A 2431-nucleotide genomic window follows, 5' to 3' on the forward strand; every position below is an offset into this window, starting at 1 on the left:
CTGTCAATGGCCATTTATTTTGACCCACCTTTGGCCAATAAAATTGACCCACCTTTCATAGTCTAGTTTGTGGTTTTCTGCTTCAGTCGATAGCTTTCTCCTCCCAGCATAAAGATGTGTGAATGATGGATGACCCGGTCAATGATCGGCACAGCCACATTATCGTCGTGGAAGAACTCTCCCCAACTGGTGAAGTCCTTGTTGGTGGTCAGGATGATCGACCGGTACTCATACAGACTGTTGATCAGCTGGAACAGGTTGTAGCGGGCCTGCCGGGTCATGGGCAGATAACCCAGCTCATCGATAATCAGCAGGTCGTACTTGGCCAACTGGCTGACTCGTTTTTTCAGCTCCCCTTTCATCTCGGCCAGTTCCAGCTCTTCCACCAGATCCAGGGCATTGCGGAACAGCACCCGGTAGCCAGCTTCCACGGCTTTGTAGCCAATGCCGATGGCCAGATGGGTCTTGCCTACACCGGGCGGGCCGATGAACACCAGGTTGTTCCGTTCGTCGAGGAACTGGAAGTCCAGCAACGCATTTACCTGGCGTTTGTTAATGGTGGTCTGGTGCCGGTAGTCGAAGCCCTCCAGGCGCTTTTCGGCGGGGAACGCGGCCATCTTCCGGTTCCGGCGGATACGCTTGTCCTGACGCTGAACCAGTTCGTGTTCGGCAAGCCGGTCCGCGAAGCTCAGGTAGGACATCTCGTTGGCTTCTGCCTCGGCCAGCAGCTTTGTTAATTCATCAGCGGCTGCGCTCAGGCGCAGGCTGCGGTATCGGGCCACGGTCTGTTCAAGCTGGCTCATGGGTCACCCCCTGGCCATTGGAGCGGCCAAGACGCTGGTAAGCGCTTAGGTCCAGCGCTTGCCTGGATTCCGGTAACGGCTCCGGCTGCCGTTCCCTCAGAACGGCGGCCTGGGCCGCTTCAAGATAGCTTTGCAGTCGTGTGGCGGTCATGCCGGGGCGCTCTGCCAGCGTCGTGATTAGCACCGGATCCACGGGTTCGTGGCGCTTGAGCAAGTCGCGGGCAGCCACCAACTGATCCTTGTAGATCCTGGGCTCGGAGCGTTTGAGCTGCTGGCACAACCGATGCCCGATCTCACTGCCGATCAGGGTGTTGATGTCAGCCTCCAGCCTGCTCACGCGCTGGGCATGATCCCGGTAGTGGTGGGTGTTCTTGATTACCTTGCCCTTGTCGGAGCACAGGGCGTGGCTGGCAATAACTTCGCCGGTTTCCAGGTCGCTGATGTGGAGCTGGCTGCCGGACTCCAGAACGCCCACCCGGGCCTGCTGCCAGGCCATGGGCACGGAGTATTTGTTGGCCTTCCAGGCGATCAGGCCGGTCTTGTCGGCTCTTCGTGTCTCCCGGGCCACAGGCTGCACGCAGGCTGGTGACAGGTAAGTCTCCAGGTGTTCTCGCTCATCCCGTTCGAACCGCTCCCGGGGCGGTTCACCCGTGGTGCCGTGGATGCGGACATTGGCCACGCTCTCAACCCAGTCCTGCACGTGCTGGCGCACGTGTTCCTGATCTCGGAAGACCTCACCATAAAGGCAGTCCTGTTTGACATACTTCACACCGGCTTCCACCTTGCCCTTGCTCTCCGGATCATAGCCTTCACAGGCATGGATTCGGAACCCTGCGGTGGTGGCATACTCATGGAATCGCTGGTTGAGGGTCAGTTCCCGGTACTGCTCGTTGATCACCACCAGCTTGGTCTGATCGTAAACACACTCCTCCGGCAGACCGCCGAAGTACCGCAGGGCTTCATCGTGGAGCTGGATAAAGGTCTGGGTGTCCAGAGGGCGGAAGGCCAGGCCCACGTACATCAGCCGCGAGTAGGACAGTACGAACACCACGAAGTGCAGCGTGCGCTCTTCGCCGCCAATCAGCACACCGCGCAACTCACCAGGGTCCACCTGACACTGAACTCCGGGCACATCGTCCAGGATGGGCTCGTAGTAACGCATCTGAGCCGAGGCCACCTCCTCCTTGAGCACCCGCACATAGCGTCGAATGGAACGATCCGAAGCAGGCAACTCACCCACCTTCGCTTGCAGCTTGCGGGCAATCTTGACGGCGCTGAGCTTCGGGAACCGCTTGAGCAAACGCACCAGATAATCCCGATGATCGTCGAGGCGCTTAATGCGTGAGGGATCTTCAATCTGTTCCGAAATCGCATTCTCATCCATTCGCAGATACTTGCGAACGGTATTGCGGGACAACCCCAGTTCCTGACTGATGGCGCGGATCGACGATCCTTTACCGTTATCGTGCAGTGCCTTGATCTTGTGTATCACAACCCACTCCTTCACTGACATGCCCCCGGCCATCGATAAAAGCGGGGGACAGTAGCTGGTTCTGTGGCCTGACGGCCACTCGGAGGTGGGTCAAAATTAATGGCCAGTAGTGGGTCACTTTAATTGGCCACTAACA

Annotated in this window: 2 protein-coding genes; both read right to left on the reverse strand. The window is 58.2% G+C overall.

The window, feature by feature from the left end; translation table 11 throughout:
• Nucleotides 1–62 precede the first annotated feature (62 nt).
• Nucleotides 63–803: an IS21-like element helper ATPase IstB gene (gene istB / locus CDH47_RS17370; RefSeq protein ID WP_100641601.1), complete on the reverse strand. Its 741-nt coding sequence runs from the start codon at nucleotides 801–803 to the stop codon at nucleotides 63–65.
• On the reverse strand, nucleotides 790–2295 hold the full coding sequence (gene istA / locus CDH47_RS17375; protein WP_193601675.1) for an IS21 family transposase: 1506 nt from the start codon (nucleotides 2293–2295) through the stop codon (nucleotides 790–792). The genes istB and istA overlap by 14 nt, the downstream gene beginning before the upstream one ends.
• Between the last annotated feature and the right edge of the window lie 136 nt (nucleotides 2296–2431).

The organism is Marinobacter salexigens, from assembly GCF_002806945.1.
Classification (GTDB): Bacteria; Pseudomonadota; Gammaproteobacteria; order Pseudomonadales; family Oleiphilaceae; genus Marinobacter; species Marinobacter salexigens.